The organism is Vreelandella zhanjiangensis DSM 21076, assembly GCF_000377665.1.
GTDB lineage: Bacteria > Pseudomonadota > Gammaproteobacteria > Pseudomonadales > Halomonadaceae > Vreelandella > Vreelandella zhanjiangensis.
Map to the genome: position 1 here is coordinate 248,134 of NZ_KB898650.1, position 16,026 is coordinate 264,159.

12 protein-coding genes and 1 pseudogene are annotated in these 16,026 nt (G+C 56.4%); 6 read left to right on the forward strand and 7 right to left on the reverse strand.

Annotated elements, in window-relative coordinates:
* Window positions 1-43: 43 nt before the first annotated feature.
* A complete protein-coding gene (locus D467_RS0111970) occupies window positions 44-1,582 on the reverse strand; it encodes a phospholipase D family protein (RefSeq protein ID WP_018917756.1) in 1,539 nt (512 codons plus the stop codon).
* Entirely contained in the window at window positions 1,575-1,811 is a 237-nt protein-coding gene (locus D467_RS0111975) for a hypothetical protein (protein ID WP_018917757.1), read from the reverse strand. The genes D467_RS0111970 and D467_RS0111975 overlap by 8 nt, the downstream gene beginning before the upstream one ends.
* 67 nt (window positions 1,812-1,878) lie before the next feature.
* Between D467_RS0111975 and D467_RS0111980 the strand changes: the two genes are divergently transcribed.
* Window positions 1,879-2,682, forward strand: coding sequence for a TlpA family protein disulfide reductase (locus tag D467_RS0111980; protein WP_018917758.1), 804 nt, complete (start codon window positions 1,879-1,881; stop codon window positions 2,680-2,682).
* A gap of 115 nt (window positions 2,683-2,797) precedes the next feature.
* Window positions 2,798-5,743 (forward strand): RNA polymerase-associated protein RapA, encoded by a 2,946-nt coding sequence (gene rapA / locus D467_RS0111985; protein WP_018917759.1) that lies wholly within the window; start codon window positions 2,798-2,800, stop codon window positions 5,741-5,743.
* Window positions 5,744-5,758: 15 nt separating this feature from the next.
* On the opposite strand, the pseudogene D467_RS0111990 reads toward rapA, so the two are convergent.
* A pseudogene (locus tag D467_RS0111990) lies at window positions 5,759-6,658 on the reverse strand (TIGR01777 family oxidoreductase); the annotation flags it as partial.
* Between the two features lie 480 nt (window positions 6,659-7,138).
* Between D467_RS0111990 and D467_RS0111995 the strand changes: the two are divergent.
* Complete coding sequence (locus tag D467_RS0111995; RefSeq protein WP_018917761.1) at window positions 7,139-8,059, forward strand: MerR family transcriptional regulator; 921 nt, start codon at window positions 7,139-7,141, stop codon at window positions 8,057-8,059.
* Between the two features lie 94 nt (window positions 8,060-8,153).
* Window positions 8,154-9,566 (forward strand): deoxyribodipyrimidine photo-lyase, encoded by a 1,413-nt coding sequence (gene phrB, locus D467_RS0112000; protein ID WP_018917762.1) that lies wholly within the window; start codon window positions 8,154-8,156, stop codon window positions 9,564-9,566.
* A gap of 15 nt (window positions 9,567-9,581) precedes the next feature.
* On the opposite strand, the gene D467_RS0112005 is transcribed toward phrB, so the two are convergent.
* Window positions 9,582-11,414 carry a putative bifunctional diguanylate cyclase/phosphodiesterase gene (locus tag D467_RS0112005; RefSeq protein ID WP_018917763.1) on the reverse strand — a complete coding sequence of 611 codons (1,833 nt, stop codon included), beginning with the start codon at window positions 11,412-11,414 and terminating at the stop codon, window positions 9,582-9,584.
* Window positions 11,415-11,783: 369 nt separating this feature from the next.
* Here D467_RS0112005 and fabA point away from each other — a divergent pair, with 369 nt between their 5' ends.
* Both fabA and fabB read left to right on the forward strand, forming a co-directional pair.
* On the forward strand, window positions 11,784-12,299 hold the full coding sequence (gene fabA, locus D467_RS0112010) for a 3-hydroxyacyl-[acyl-carrier-protein] dehydratase FabA (protein WP_018917764.1): 516 nt from the start codon (window positions 11,784-11,786) through the stop codon (window positions 12,297-12,299).
* 12 nt (window positions 12,300-12,311) lie between these two features.
* Entirely contained in the window at window positions 12,312-13,529 is a 1,218-nt protein-coding gene (gene fabB / locus D467_RS0112015; protein ID WP_018917765.1) for a beta-ketoacyl-ACP synthase I, read from the forward strand.
* 101 nt (window positions 13,530-13,630) lie between these two features.
* Here fabB and D467_RS0112020 read toward each other — a convergent pair whose 3' ends face one another.
* The 3 genes from D467_RS0112020 to D467_RS0112030 form a co-directional block, all read right to left on the reverse strand.
* Complete coding sequence (locus D467_RS0112020; protein ID WP_018917766.1) at window positions 13,631-14,365, reverse strand: lysophospholipid acyltransferase family protein; 735 nt, start codon at window positions 14,363-14,365, stop codon at window positions 13,631-13,633.
* Complete coding sequence (locus tag D467_RS0112025; RefSeq protein WP_018917767.1) at window positions 14,362-15,252, reverse strand: sugar nucleotide-binding protein; 891 nt, start codon at window positions 15,250-15,252, stop codon at window positions 14,362-14,364. Before D467_RS0112025 ends, D467_RS0112020 begins: the two co-directional genes overlap by 4 nt.
* A gap of 76 nt (window positions 15,253-15,328) precedes the next feature.
* Window positions 15,329-16,024: a single-stranded DNA-binding protein gene (locus tag D467_RS0112030; protein WP_018917768.1), complete on the reverse strand. Its 696-nt coding sequence runs from the start codon at window positions 16,022-16,024 to the stop codon at window positions 15,329-15,331.
* Between the last annotated feature and the right edge of the window lie 2 nt (window positions 16,025-16,026).

Consider the following 16,026-nt stretch of genomic DNA (forward strand, 5'->3'; position numbering starts at 1 on the left):
AAAAAACACAAGCACCGCTTTCTAACGTTTCTTTGATGCAAGGTTACAGCCAACGCTCCAATCGCAACGTATGGCTCAGCCAGGCATTGAAATGGCGCCATGTACTGCCGGGCTCTTCGGCAAGCACCTGAGGGTCGCCGCGATGCTCAAGCGCCCAGTTCAGGTTATTACTTTCATCCAGCACTACTTGATAGCTAATCGCCGGATCACGGCCTACGTCCACCAGCGTATCGAAAGCCGCCATCAAGCTATCGCTGCTCACCAGTACGCCCACTTCGGTATTCCACAGCACTGACCGGGGGTCGACATTGAAAGAGCCGACAAACAGCTGGTCATCAAAACTGATGGCCTTGATGTGCAGCGCGGAGGCCGAGGCACCGGGAACGCGCATTTCGCTATCATCGGCGGTGTCACTTGCTTCCTGTTCAGGGCGCAATTCATACAGCGTTACGCCATGTTCCAGCAGCGTCTGCCGCCAGGGAGCGTAAGCGCCATGCACAACCGCCGCATCGGTGGATTCCAGCGAATTGGTAATGATCTCTACCTGAACGCCTTGGTCTGCCAGCGCCGTTAATCGCGCAACGCCACGCTCCGTGGGTACAAAATAGGCGGAGATCAGGATTAGCCGTTCTTTAAGCTGGGTGTTAGCCGTTAGATCGCCAAGGAGTGTGTCTTTCCAATCAGGGGCGCCGCTTTGGGTAAGTTTGCCCGGTGCATCCCACAGCGCCAGCCCTTCGCCCCAGTGTAGCTCCTCCCAGGGCGGCGTATTGTACGACTGCTGGCGCAGCTCAGAGAAGTACGCCGAGTCGGCGTTATCATCCAGCCACGCGTTGAGTTCGGCCTGCAGCGCCTGCCAGGCATTCGCCGCCACCTGATGATAGCGCTCGACGGGCTGGGCCAATCCATGATTCCAGTAAAGGTCAAAGCTTTGCGATAGCGTCGGTACAACCTCGCCAATCGCCACCAGATCAAGGTCGGCGAAATTACGTGAATCGTTGGCGTCAAAATACTCATCGCCCAGATTGCGTCCGCCGACAATCGCCACGCTGTTGTCAGCGATCCAAAGTTTGTTATGCATGCGCCGGTGCTGCTGCGCCGGGTTGGCCACCGAGGCTAAAACGCGCGTTACCAAGTGCCCCCTACCCACCGACACCGGGTTATAGACTCGCACATAAATTCCTGGATGACTCGCCAGGGCCGCCAGGCGTTCGCCCTGGCCCACCGCGCCCATATCATCTACCAGCAGCCTGACGCGCACGCCCTCTTCCGCCGCCGTTAACAGGCGCGAGAAAACCAGGTTGGTGGTCTGTCCTTCGCCCAGCAGGTAGGTTTGAATATCCAGTTCTCGCTGAGCCTGCTTGATCAGCCCGGCCCGCACTCCAAACGCTTCCTGACCGTTGGCCAGTAATCCAAAGCCATCGGGATCGGTTTGCTCAGCCAGGGCCTGCTGTGCCTGCCCACCGAGCCAGGTTTGCCGGGCTTCATCCAGCGCCAGCGCGCTATGGTGTTCACGTACCACCGCCTGAGCACAGCCAGCGAGCAGCATGCACAGAACAATCGAGGCCAGCCATCGTTTACCCATGGTCGTTATCGCCCAGCCGCTCTGCGCGCTGTTTGCGCAAACGGTTACGGCGATACACACGCACCAGGGCAATCGCTAAGGCAGTGGCCAGCATTAAGCCAAGCGTTAGCCCCTGCCATGGGCGCGCTGCGTCACCCAGCAGGGTTTCCAACGTGATAATAGCGATCAGGCCCAACGCCTGAGAACCAATAGCCAGCGCGCGCAGCATATCAAAGGCTGGTTGAGGCATAGACAAACTCCGTAATTGAAAGCTCACGTGATATGGTCACGTAGTGTACCTGCTTATCGGGAAGACCATGAACGCCATTGCCCTTGGGCCACTATTGATTTCATTACCCAGGCTATACGCCATTGGCTGCGCACTGCTGGTATTGCTGGCCGCGCGTTACTTACTGCGCTTGCCACCGCCGCTCTTGCAGCGCTGGTTCACCGGGCTGATCTTTGCCTGGTTGATCGGGGCGCGTATCGCGCATATTACGCTTCACCTGGAAAGCTACAGCGCCGACCCGCTTGATGCGCTTAAAGTCTGGCAACCGGGGTACCACGGCATTGGCGGGTTATTAGCCGGCCTGCTATGGACGGCCTGGACGCTCCGTAAGCGGCTATCAGCGCTACTCGGCGGCACCGCCATTCTTCTCGGCGCCTCTGGCCTGTGGCTGATTCTGGTATCCCTATCTCCTTTGGGTAGCTCATCTGGGGTAAGTCGATTACCCGAGGTCAGCCTGGAAAACGTTGACGGCGAGGACGTTTATCTGCCGTCGCTGGCAGACGGCAGTGACCGCATCATCGTTAATTTATGGGCCACCTGGTGCCCGCCTTGCCGACGCGAGATGCCATTACTCGAAGAAGCCGCTCAGCGCGAGGGGGTTAACGTGGCGGTGGTTAACCAGGGCGAGGATTTATTGCCCATCGTGCGTTATTTGGACGCACAGTCGCTGAATTTCACCTATGCGTTACGCGACCCCGGCCAAACGCTAATGACCTTGTTTGAAGCGCCCGGCCTGCCCACTACGGTGCTTTTTGACGGCCAGGGCAATACGCTGGACATCCACGTTGGCGAACTTACTCGTGCCCACCTTGAACGCTGGCTGGAAGATTGACGCCAATACACCTTAATCCCCCGGCGCCTTTGCGTTAGAATCCCCCGCCCTACTGCTGTCGATGGCGCGCCCTCGGCAGCGTATGACCCGTTTTTGTAGACTTCCCCGAGGCATCATGAGCGATTTTTCTCCCGGCCAGCGCTGGATTAGCGACGGCGAAGCTGAGCTTGGGCTCGGCACCGTGCTTAACTGCGACGCCCGTAGCGTTACCATTTTGTTCAGTGCCAGCCAGGAAACCCGTACGTATAACACGCGCCAAGCGCCTCTGACCCGCGTGATGTTCGGCAGCGGCGACCGGGTGCTCTCAGCCGATGGCTGGCAGATGATCGTTGATGACAGTAAAGAGTCCCACGGTCTGATTACCTATATCGGCGAGGATAGTGAAGGCGCGCTTCGCGAGCTGCCTGAAGCCAAGCTTGCCGACACCATGCAGTTTGATCAGGCCCGCGACCGCCTGCTGACAGGCCAAGTAGACCGCAACGACTGGTTTGATCTGCGCTTTCGCACACTGCATCACTTTCAGCGCATCGAACAGCATAGCGCGCTGGGATTTGCCGGGCCGCGCATCGATTTGATTCCGCACCAGCTGTATATCGCTGATGAAGTGGCTAACCGTCACGCGCCTCGGGTTCTGCTTGCCGATGAAGTGGGTCTAGGAAAGACCATTGAAGCCGGGCTGATTCTGCACCGCCTGCTATTGACGGGCCGTATTGAGCGGGCACTGATTTTGGTGCCTGACAGCCTGACGCACCAGTGGCTGGTGGAACTACTGCGCCGCTTCTCCTTGAACGTTAGCCTGCTCGATGAGCACCAGAGTCAGGCCCACGGCAGCGCCAATCCGTTTGAGAGCGCCCAGCTGGTGCTGGCAAGCCAGGGCTGGCTGTTTGCCAATATCCATCGCCAGGATCAGGCGCTGGCCAGCCGGTTTGACCTGCTGGTTGTCGACGAAGCCCACCACCTGGATTGGAGCGCCGAGGGTAGCGGCCCAGGCTATCAATGCGTAGAACAGCTCGCCGCCGAAATCCCCGGCTTGCTGCTGCTAACCGCCACGCCTGAGCAGATGGGCATTGAAAGTCACTTTGCCCGCCTGCGCCTGCTGGACGCCGAACGCTACCACGATCTGGAACGCTTCAAAGACGAAGAGCGCCACTACAGCGCTGTCGCCAGCGCCATTGACGCTTTAGATGAACTGCCCGCCACGCCGAACGCCCGTGCCCGGGTAGACGCCGTGGCCGACGACCGCGACAGCCAAGCGCTATTGGCAACGCTGTGCAACGCTGAAGCCAGCACAGAGCAACAGGACGCAGCGCGTCATCAGCTGCGTGACGCCTTGCTTGATCGTCACGGCACGGGGCGGGTGATGTTCCGCAATAGCCGCCGTCACGTTGGAGGCTTTCCTGAGCGACGCCTGCACCTCTCTTCGCTTGAGCTGCCCTCCGCGTATCGCCGCGTGCTGCGCCGCCTGGAGCGCGATGACGACTACCTGGACGAGCTGCTGATCGAAACCGGCATGGATCACCCGGATGTATTGATCTACCCGGATGCCATGTACCGGGAACTGCGCAATGATCCGCTCAACGGTGAAGCCTGGTGGCATATCGACCCACGGGTTAACTGGCTGCTGGATAAACTCAGCGACGATAGCGAATCAGGTTTTGCCAACGATAAAGTGTTGGTCATCGCCCACCACCGGGAAACCGCTGAAGGGCTGGCCGAAGGACTGCGCGTATTGGGCGGCTACCAGGCACCGGTCTTCCATGAAGGGCTGTCACTGGTCGAGCGTGACCGCGCCGCCGCCGCCTTTGCCGATGAAGAAGAGGGCGTACAGGTACTCGTCTGCTCGGAAATTGGCTCAGAGGGACGCAACTTCCAGTTCTGCCGCCATCTGGTGATGTTTGATATGCCCCAGCATCCTGACCAGTTGGAGCAGCGCATTGGACGCCTGGACCGTATCGGCCAGAAACATGCCATCGAGCTACATGTTCCCAGTTTTATTGGCAGCCCCGGCGAGCGCCTGCTGCGCTGGTACCACGAAGGCATGGACGCGTTCAGCGCGCCCCACGGCATCGGCAGCGACCTATACGAAGCCTTTGGTGATGCGCTTGCCGATGCGCTTCTCGATGATGAAACGCTGGACGAAATCATCGCTGAAACGCGGGAAATGTTTACCGCCAAGCTTGCTGAACGTGATGCGGGCCGCAACCGTCTGCTGGAGCTTAATGCCTGTCGGCCGGCACGTGCCCAAGAGGTCATTGCCGCCGTCCGCGAGCTTGATGAGGATGTGGCGCTGCCGCGCTACGTTGAGCGCGCGCTGGATGTGTTCGGCGTGGACAGCCAGGAGATCGGTAAGGGCCTACTTCATTTGCAGCCCAGCCAGCATATGCTGGACGGGCTGCCCGGCCTGGTGAAAGGTGAAGAGGGCTTTACCGCTACGTACAGCCGCGCTCAAGCGCTGGCCAGGGACGACATTCAGCGCCTTTCCTGGGAGCACCCGCTGCTGCGCGAAATGATGGAGCGTATTTTAGACGGCACCATGGGTAATACCGCCCTGGCCCTACTGCGTCACACGGCCATTCCCAGCGGGCGCCTCATGGCGGAGCTTATTTTCCGCACCCATTGCCCGGCACCGAAGTCGCTGCACCTTAACCGCTTCCTGCCGCCGACCGCCATACGCGTGTTGCTGGATGAATCAGGTGCCAACCTGACCAGCAAAATCTCGTTCACGGGCCTGGGTAAAAACCTGCAAAAGGTCAATAAATCGCTGGCGCGGGATTTAATCAAGAGCCGCCATGACCAGCTACGCGAACTGCTTACCCAAGGTGAAGGTGAGGCGGAACGCGAGCTGCCCAGCATTGTAGAAGCGGCTGAAACACGCATGCGTGCTCAGCTGGATGCCGAGCTGGCCCGTCTGACGGCGCTTGCCGAGCATAATCCTTCGGTCCGTGCCGAAGAGCTGGATGCCTTGAAGCAGGAGCGTCAGGCGTTGAGCGAGGCCATCGAAAATACCCGCCTGCGGCTGGACTCCGTTCGGGTCGTGATTACGGTCGACCCGAACGCTTAAAGCTCAATCTCGCTTTAAAATCTCTGCAAGCGCCTTATCGAGCGTGGGGTACTGAAACTCAAACCCTGCCTCGGTAAGGCGCGCCGGGCGCATATCCGCCCCGGTGAGCAGCAGTCGTGACATCTCACCCAAGCCTGCTTTTAACACAAAGGCAGGCACTGGAAATATAGCCGGACGGTTAAGCCGTTTGGCCAGCGTTTTGGAAAACTCGGCATTGGTTGCCGGGTGCGGCGCACTTCCGTTAAAGGCGCCATTAAGGCCCTCTTTTTCCAGCAGGAACACAATCGCACTGACTAAATCCTCACGATGGATCCAGGGCATATACTGCTCACCGCTACCAAAACGCCCGCCTAGGCCCAGCTTGAATGGCGGCAGCATTTTCTGTAGCGCCCCGCCACCCGCGTCCAGCACAAGGCCCGTGCGTAAAATAGCCAGACGCACGCCCAATGCTTCAACAGGTTTTGTCGCGGCCTCCCATTTAACGCACAGCTGATGGGCAAACTCATCGTGCGGTGGCGTTTCCTCGGTCACCATTCGGCTTCCCTGATCGCCGTAATAGCCCATCGCTGAGCCGCTGATCATGACCTTGGGTACCGGCTGGCCGTTAGCCTGCAGCTGCTCGCACAAGGTAACCAGCTGGTGGGTAGCTTTGATACGCGACTGAACAAGCTTGGCTTTTTGCGCTTCGCTCCAGCGCTTGGCTGCGATTGGCTCACCGGCCAGGTTGATGATAGCGTCCGGCGGCGTTTCCATAAATCCAAGCGCGCTATCACGAATATCGCATTCATCAGGTAGCTTTCCGCCAGCTTGACGCGGATGCCGGGACACCACCTGTACCGCATGCCCGTTTGACAGCAATTTTTCGCAAAGACGCTGGCCGACAAACCCACTGCCTCCGGTCACTAATACACGCATGGTGTCACTCCTGTTAATCACGCCACGAGAATCTGTCGTCAATTAATGACTAAGCATTAATGCTATGACAGGCAGATGTTGTTAGCGATCTAACCCTCACCGCTGGTTACGTTCCCAATAATGTAGTACTGCATGCACTACCTATACACTAATAGCGCATGCGTTTTTCTAAAAATAGCTTTGGTAATGGCTGTGTAGAAGTTGATGATTTCATAAACATAGGTTATAGAACCCTAATAGGCCAGCCGGTCTAATAACATCACGTACTTAGCTCAACTTTATATTTCTGTTAACAACCGAATTAAATGCAAAGGTTGTACCCGATAGCGACAAGTTGTACAAAGAGAGCTACGATAGTGCGCAACACCTACTATTTTCTTTCAAGCGACACTACATGGACTGTGGATCATTTTTGCCCCAGCGAATACGAATAGCCGTTTATGTCCTGGAGCTTCAGACAACCAAGAGGCAAAGGCGCCCATGAACACCAAGGCGACCCACCCACCCGATACCCCGCTCTATCCGATTCGGGAAGTATCCCGTTTAACGGGTGTGAACTCGGTCACCCTGCGCGCATGGGAGCGTCGCTACGGTTTAATTCGTCCCAAACGCACGCCTAAAGGCCACCGCCTTTACGCTCAGGACGATATAGCACGCATTGAACGTATCTTGCAGTGGCTTAACCGTGGCGTCCCCGTAAGCCAAGTAGTTGATCTGCTTGACCAGCCTGAAACGGTAGAAGCGCCTGCGCCGGATGCTGGTGACTGGATCAGCCAGCGACAGCAGCTGCAGGCAACGATAGAAGCGCTCGATTTACCCAAACTGGAAACGCTTTATCACCAGAGTCTTGCTCTTTACCCGCTGAGCATTGCGATTAACGAGTTATGGCAACCGGTTATCTTGGCGCTGGAAGCCAAATGGGCGATTCAACCCGATAATTTGGTACGCCGGACTCTGGAAGCTTTTTTACGCAGCCAGGTAGGTACGCGGCTGCATTACGCTAACCAGTCAACGCGTGGCCCTTTGATCCTGCTTAACGCGATGCCCGATGACCCTGGCCCACTATGGGTGCTGATGGCAGCGCTTATGGCCAGCGAACAGGGCTACCGTATCCAGATGCTCGATCATTCGCTGCCTCTGGAAGACCTGCCCCAAGCTGTTGCACGACTGCACTCATCAATGGTGCTGCTGGCAAGCGGCCAGCGCGAAAGCGACAGCTATATCCATACGGAGCTGCCTAATGCCGCTGAAGGATTGAGCGTACCGCTGGGCGTTTGTGGTGAAGTTGCCCGACTACGCGATAATGAACTGCGTAGTGGGCCCGTACACACGCTAGGCAGTGATCTACCCCAAGCGATTGCGAGGCTACGCCCGCTACTGCGCGAGTCGGGTGTGCTGTAGCGTTTTTAGCTCAAGACCGAGTATTAACACCCCGTTGGGCTAATGGCCGCTATGTAATATGGCGGCCTTAGTTGTTTATTGCGCCGGAGAAAACATGGACGTTCAGCTAGTTTGGTTGCGAAATGACCTGCGGATTCACGACAATACCGCGTTGGCCGCTGCAGCGGCGAAGGGGCCGGTGATAGCGGTCTTTCTGCGCACTGTTTCCCAGTGGCAATCCCACGGTCATGGGGCGAACAAGATCGACTTTTGGGGACGCGGCGTTAAGGCCGTTCAAGAAGCGCTTAATGGGCTTAACATTCCTCTTTTACACCGCGATATTGAGCATTATAGCGAGGCGCCTAAGGCACTGTTGGCGATTGCCCGCGAGCACTCTGTTCAGCAGCTGCACTTTAATTATCAGTATCCTCTCAATGAGCAGCGTCGCGATAAAGCTGTCATTCAAGCCTTTAAAGAAGCGGATATTGCCGCTCATGGCTACCACGACGCCGTCGCCTTCGCGCCGGGGACGCTCTTGACCGGTAAAGGCGATTACTACGGGGTGTTTACACCGTTTGCCAAAGCCTGGCATAAGCAGGTCAGCGTCGAGCAGCTGGCGCTACGCGATACGCCTGAGCCACAAAAGCCGTTATCGATCAAAAGCGATAAGCTACCCAAGCTACCTAAACTCGATAGTCAACCGGTTAGTAGCCGTGAATGGCCTGCCGGTGAAGAGACGGCGGGCGATCATCTGGCGCGTTTTTTACGTTTTCGAAGCCGCCACTACCACCAGCAGCGCGATATCCCCAGCGTACGCGGCACCAGCGAGCTTTCACCCTATTTAGCACTGGGCATGATTTCTTACCGTCAGTGCATGCAAGCGGTAATGAGCGAGAACGGCGGTCACTTGGCCGATGGCGATGTAGGGCTAACCACGTGGGTGAACGAGCTTATCTGGCGCGAATTTTACCAGCACGTCGCGATGGGGTTTCCTGAAGTATGCCGCTACCAGCCGTTTCAGGAGCATACCAAGCAGCTTGCCTGGCGGGATGATGACGAAGGCTTTCAGGCATGGTGTGAAGGGCGCACAGGCTATCCGCTGGTGGACGCGGCAATGCGCCAGATGGTGGCAACGGGGTGGATGCATAACCGGTTACGCATGGTCACTGCGATGTTTTTAAGCAAACATCTGCTGATTGATTGGCGCCGTGGTGAAGAATTCTTTATGCGCCATCTGGTGGATGGGGAGTTTTGTGCCAACAATGGTGGCTGGCAGTGGGCCGCATCAACAGGCACCGATTCCGCGCCCTATTTTCGCATTTTTAACCCCACCACCCAATCAAAGCGTTTTGATTCGGATGGCGAATTTATCGCTAGATGGCTACCGGAACTTAGCGAGCTGCCGGCCAAGGCTCGCCATGCCCCGCCGCAGGATATGCTCACTCAGTTGGATTATCCAACCCCGATCGTTGACCATAAAGCAGCTCGCCTGCGCGCCTTGGAGGCGTTTAAAGCCCTTTCACGTTAACCGCGTGAGAGCCGTTTAAGCTCCCGAAGCGAGGGGCAGCGCCCAGCGCTGCTCCAATTCAGCCGCAGGCAGGGGCCTTGCGAAATAGAAACCCTGCACAATGGAGCAGCCTGCATTCACCAGGAACTGGCACTGCTCCTGGGTTTCCACCCCTTCGGCCACCACATCAAGCCCCATTCCTTCAGCCATTTCCAAAACGGCTTTGACAATCGCGGCGTCTGCCTTGCTACCCGGCAGCTCTTTGATAAAAGCGCGATCCAACTTTATTTTATCGACCGGTAGTCGCTTAAGATAACCAAGCGATGAATAGCCGGTTCCAAAGTCATCAATGGCAATAGCGTAACCCTGCTCACTGAGAGCTTTTAAGCGAGGCCCCATATCGCCTGCACGCTCATCAATCAATACCGACTCCGTCAGCTCCAGGCCAATCTGCGAAGGTTTTAGCTGATAACGTTTTAAACACGTGGCCAACTGAGCTTCCAGGTCGCCCTGAAAAAGCTGAAGAGCTGAAATATTGACCCAGATGGTCAGCTTAGGCATGCCACTGTTTTGCCAGTGAGCCTGCTGGGCACAGGCCTTTTCAATCACCCAGCTGCCCAGCTCCGCCATCAGCCCGTGCCGCTCAGCCAGAGGAATAAAATCGCCGGGTGAGATCATTCCATTGTGAGGATGCCGCCAGCGTAAAAGCGCCTCCATGCCCAACAAATCGCCGGTGCTGGGGTGATGCTGAGTTTGATAATGTAGCTCCAGCTGGTCGCCGGATATCAGTGCGGCGCGCAGATCACTGACCAGTGCCAGCTGTGGGTTATCCTGCTTATCCAGGGCCGGGCGAAAACGCAGGCTATGGTTTCGGCCTAATCTTTTGGCGCTATACAGAGCGGATTCCAGGCGCTGAAACAGAACGCCCGAATCACGCCCATCTTCGGGCGCGCGGCAGCTGCCAATAGTGAGACCCAGGCGAAGAAGCTGATCACTAATTTCAAAGGGCCGCCCCATATGCTCACGCAGTGATGCAATCCACGCCTCGTGATCATCAAACGTAGTGGTGCGAATCACCATGAATTCGTCCCCCCCCAAACGCCCGACCACGCTACCCGCGACATAGCCTGCAAGCCGTTGAGCAAAACGTGCTAACAGTCGGTCGCCCTGCTCCACCCCCAGGCTATCGTTAACGAACTTCAAGCCATCAATATCAACCAAGGCAATGTCCAGGCTTTCTCCTGCACGCAAATGGCGTAAGCGAGATGCCATTAAATCGTGCAAACGGCGACGATTGGGCAAGCCGGTCAGAGGGTCTTCAAAACCGATACGCCGCAAGTCATGTTCACGCGCTTTTTGCGCCGAAATATCCGTAAATAGACTAATAAAATGTGTGATATTGCCCTGCTTATCGGTAACGGCACGCATCTTTAGCCATTCGGGATACTCATCGCCATGCTTGCGCCGATTCCACATTTCACCTTCCCAGCGACCCGTGGCTTTTAACGTGCTCCAAAACGTTTGGTAAAAGGCCTTATCGTGGCGTGGAGCAGCCAGCGTTTCCAGCTTAAGGCCGATTACTTCATGGCTTTCATAGCCGGTAATTTCTGTGAACGCAGGATTCACCGCCATGACCCGGTTTTGAGCATCACTAATCACAATTGCATCGCTTGCCAGGCTAATAGCGCTCTGGGACAAACGATAGCGCAGGCGTTGTTGGCGTACTTGATGCCAGGCATCCCACAGCCCGCAAATGACGAGGCTAGCGGCCACCAGGCGCAACATGGCATCGGGCAGCCAAACACAGGCAGGTAGTGCCATTAAAGCTACCCAAACCAGCGGGCGATTAAGAGAAACTGGTAGCCACATGGCGATTCGCTACGTCCTATCACTGAAAACTGACATTAAATAAATATAATGCTAAGCAATATACGTATCATGCTGCCGTACCAAAAGCTTGAATAACCGCATATTACGTTAATAGGCCGTTTAAGTGGATATATTCACTGACGACAAGCGGTATAAAAAGCCTGCCTTCAGTCATCACTGATTAATAAAAAACGTTAGTTATAAGCAATCAATAGCGACTTGCGTGCATTCAGCGGTTTCGGGAAGTAGACTAGGCTAGGCCTCGCGGGCCGTGCCTCGGTGCTAGACGTTACTATTAGCCCCCGGCGCTATGCCTCGGCTGTAGGTGCCGCACGCGGCCAACAACCATTTTGAACTCGGAACGATTCAGTGACCAAGCAACATTCCTTTGATCGCGAAGAACTGCTGGCCTGCTCCCGCGGCGAGCTATTTGGCCCCGGAAATGCACAGCTTCCGGCTCCCAATATGCTAATGCTTGATCGTATTGCGCATATTCATGAAGAAGGCGGTGAGCACGGCAAAGGCGAGTTAATCGCTGAGCTGGATATCTCTCCTGACCTGTGGTTCTTTGATTGCCATTTCCCAGGCGACCCGGTCATGCCCGGATGCCTTGGCCTTGACGCCATGTGGCAGTTGGTGGGCTTCTATCTGGGCTGGCTAGGCCACCCTGGACGTGGGCGTGCGCTTGGCTGCGGTGAAGTGAAATTCAGCGGCCAGATTATGCCTGACGCGAAAAAAGTAACTTATCGTATTAATATAAAGCGTATTATTACCCGTCGACTTATTTTGGGTATCGCTGACGGTACCGTATCCGTCGACGGACGTGATATTTATCAGGCTAATGATTTACGCGTTGGCCTATTTACCTCCACCGCGAATTTCTAACAGGAGGCTTCCATGCGACGAGTGGTAGTCACCGGCCTTGGCATTGTGTCTTGCCTAGGCAACGACCAACAACAAGTCCTTGAAGCGCTCAAAAATGGGCGCAGCGGTATTCGTTTTAAGGAAGAGTACGCTGAACGCGGCTTTCGAAGCCACGTAGCGGGCAGCATCGATATTGACCTTGATGCCCTTATCGACCGTAAACTACGCCGTTTTATGGGTGATGCGGCAGCCTATGCCTATGTTTCCATGGCGCAAGCCATTGAAGACTCTGGGCTGTCTGCCGAAGATATTTCCAACGAACGCACCGGGCTCATCGCAGGTTCTGGTGGCGCGTCAAGCGCCAACCAGGTAGAGGCTGCCGACGTCATGCGCGAAAAAGGCTTGCGTCGCGTTGGCCCTTACCGCGTGACCCGTACCATGGGCAGCACGGTATCAGCCTGCCTTGCTACCCCCTTCAAGATTAAAGGCGTGAACTACTCTATTTCGTCTGCCTGTGCGACCTCAGCACACTGTATTGGCAGCGCGATGGAGCAGATTCAGCTGGGTAAGCAGGACGTGGTATTTGCCGGTGGCGGTGAAGAAGAACACTGGACACTCTCGTGCCTGTTCGACGCCATGGGAGCACTCTCCACACAGTATAACGACGCACCAGAAAAAGCTTCGCGCCCGTATGATCAGGCACGTGATGGCTTTGTGATTGCTGGCGGCGGCGGCATGCTGGTGCTTGAAGAACTCGAGCACGCCAAAGCGCGCGGCGCCAAGATTTACGGCGAGCTAGTCGGCTATGGCGCCACGTCTGACGGTCATGACATGGTGGCACCTTCCGGGGAAGGCGCTGTACGCTGCATGCACCAGGCAATGGCCACCGTGAATGGCGATATTGATTATATCAATACCCACGGCACCTCAACGCCGGTTGGCGATGTTGCTGAACTAAAGGCAGTACGTGCCGTGTTTGGTAACTCAACGCCTGCCATGAGCTCCACGAAGTCCCTCACGGGCCACTCTCTGGGTGCGACCGGCGTTCAGGAAGCCATTTATTCACTGCTGATGATGCAACACAACTTTGTCGCGGCCTCTGCCAATGTCGAGCATCTCGACGAGCAGGCGGACGGTTTTGATATCGTGACAGAGCGGCGTGACGGCGTAACGCTCGAGCGTGTATTGTCCAATAGCTTCGGTTTTGGCGGTACTAACGCCTGCTTGGTATTCCAGCGTTTTAACGGCTAAGACCTGACGGCAGTCATGTTGTAAAAACGGCGCCTTATAAATAAGGCGCCGTTTTTGTAGCTCAATGTTGTGTAGATCAACCGAGATATCTGTCCAGACCACTAACGCTTAAGCGGGCGTGGCACCTCAGAAATTTCCTGTAGCTGAGCTTCAATCCAGTCTTCCACCTCGGCAACAACTTCATCAGGCGTACGCCCGTGGGTTTCAATAGGCGCGCCAATCCGCACCCGTAAAACGCCCGGCTGCTTGACCCAATGGCGGCCCGGCCAACGCTCACCTGCGTTATGGGCAACCGGCAGCACCGGTACACCGGCCCGGCAGGCAACCACGCTGCCGCTCTTGTTGTAACGTTTGCGCACGCCCGGGTCGACCCGCGTTCCCTCAGGAAAGATCAGCACGGAAAGCCCTGTGCCCAGCCGCGCAACGCCCTGAGTCAGCACCTGTTTCAAGGCCCGTGCCGGTTTCGAGCGATCAAGGCTGATAGGACGCAGCAGGCGCAACGCCCAACCAAAAATAGGAATACGCAGCAGCTCTTTTTTCAGCACGGTGCATACCGGCGGCTTCATTACCTGCAGGAAGACTGTTTCCCATTCGCACTGATGGTTGGCCTGAATAACACAGGGGCCATCCGGAATAAGATGACGCCCCTGAATATCGTAACGAACCCCACAGGCCACTCGAAACCAGATCATCAAGAAATGGTTATACAGATTCAGCAGCCGGTAGCGACCTGACAGCGGTAAAAAAGGAGCAATCGGTAGAAAAAGTACGCCAGAAATCAGCATGGCGAAGAAATACCCGGCATAGAACACCAGGCTACGAACCACATTGATCAAACGGACTCTCCTGTACTGGCGTCAGATAGATCATCGCGCGTTAAGCACCATGCATCCAACATGCGCCCCACTTCCAACCGCCATGGCTTTTGATGCACACCAAAGACATCCAGCACTCGACGGCAATTTAAAACACGCCGTAGCTTGGCATCGTGATGGTGATTCAGCGCGGTGACGTCACCAAGTGCAACCTGCTCGCCACGGCCTTCCAAGTGCGTTGCCAATTGGGTACGCACCATGGACGTAAACGTGAAGGCGCTGACGGGCTCTGTACCTGCCAGATGATAGGCGCCCCAGGCATTAGCGCCGCTTGCCTGCTGTTGGAGCATACCAATCAACGCCATGGCTACCGCGTCCACCGATGTTGGGCAGCACACGACGTCTTCTGCGGCCCGCACGCTCTGCCCGACCACCAGACTGTCGATAATCTCATTTAGCCAGGCCTGACTGCCTTCAAGCGCAAACAGAGGGCCAAGGCGCACAATCAGATGGCGATGATACTCCGCGCGGATACGGTCCCCTGTCATGACCAGCCGACGTAAACACTCATCGCGCGGCGTGGGTACCACATGCTCGTCGATAGGCTCATCGAAGCCGTCTTCATAGAGCTGGTCAGAGACGCACCACACCAGCGGCACCTCCTGAGCAATACACGCATCCAGGCAGCAGTCGACCGCATCGGCATGTGCGCCGACGGCCGCTGGCGTCATGCTTAACGGCTGCGCCAGCGGCGGGATAATCACCGCGTCCGGGGCGATCTCCTGCAACTGCGCCGCGGTGATGGCGATGTTCTGCTCAATCACCAGCTCCGTATCCGCGCGACGGCTTGCTTCCCGGGCCAATGCCAAGCTTAAGCAGTGCCCTGCATCCAGTATCAGCAGCTTCAAGACAGACCTTCTCCCATCAACGAACGTAGCCAACGAACATGCGCAACGAGCTTAACCGTTTATCCAGCAAGGATGATCAGAACGGAATTTCATCGTCGAAATCGTCAAAGCTACCCGGGTCCGGCGCGCCATAGTTATTGTTCTGCTGGCCCTGTTGCTGCTGGGGCGCAGCATTGCCCTGGCGTGCAGGCTGGCCCTGCTGTGGCGCTGGCTGCGGACGCTGAGCCGGTTGACCGCCCTGATTCTGACCACTCTGGTTTTGGCCAGCCTGGTTTTGACCACCATAGTTCTGACCACCGTAACTCTGTCCACCAAAGTTATTGCCTTGTGGCGCACCACCCTGCTGGGGATACCCGCCTTGAGGTGCAGCGTCATTACTCTGATTACTCGGAGCGTAGCTGCCCTGCGGCGCGTTACCGCCCTGGAAATCGCCGCTACGGCCATCCAGCATCTGCATATCGTTGGCCACGATCTCGGTGCTGTAGCGGTCTTGACCGTTTTGGTCCTGCCATTTGCGTGTTTGCAGGCGACCTTCGATATAGACCTTGGAGCCTTTTTTCAGATACTGCTGGGCAATTTCAGCCGTTTTATTAAACAGCACGATCCGGTGCCACTCAGTGCGCTCCTGGCGCTGGCCGCTTTGACGATCCATCCAGGTGTCAGAGGTAGCTAGATTCAAATTAGCCACTGCCGTTCCGCTGGGCGTAAAGCGTACCTCAGGATCCTGCCCGAGATTACCGATCAGAATCACTTTGTTGATACCGCGAGCCATAA